The organism is Leptotrichia sp. OH3620_COT-345, from assembly GCF_003932895.1.
Taxonomy (GTDB): domain Bacteria; phylum Fusobacteriota; class Fusobacteriia; order Fusobacteriales; family Leptotrichiaceae; genus Pseudoleptotrichia.
In genome coordinates, this window is record NZ_RQYW01000139.1 from 1 (window position 1) to 392 (window position 392).

The following is a 392-nucleotide window of genomic DNA, read 5'->3' on the forward strand; positions in this document are numbered from 1 at the left end:
ATTATATACATTTATCGCTTTTATGGAAATTCCCTTACCTTCTATTCTTCCCCCGTCTTTATTTACAACATCTCCTTTTTCTGCCTTTATTAATATATTCCCCTCACTCATTATAGCCGAATCTTCCGTATATATATTTAATACTTTCTCTGTTATCTTTTCTGTTTTCCCTCTCTTGTTTTTTCTTCCAATTCCTCCGAATCTTTTCCCTCTATAGCCTGTTTCCTCTACTCCTACCGCTACTTCTCTTATTACTTCTTTTATATTCGCTTCCGATATTCCTACATTCTCAATTCTTCCGTTTCGTACTTCTCCATATATATCTCCTTTGGATTTTATTTCTCCTACATTATTTCTTATCAGTGTTTCCGCTATTAATACAAGGTTCCCTT

General features: G+C 33.9%; 1 protein-coding gene. It reads right to left on the reverse strand.

Features of this window, described 5'->3' with window-relative positions:
- Nucleotides 1-392: hypothetical protein (locus EII29_RS12420; RefSeq protein WP_158612557.1), on the reverse strand; the 392-nt coding region annotated here is incomplete at both ends.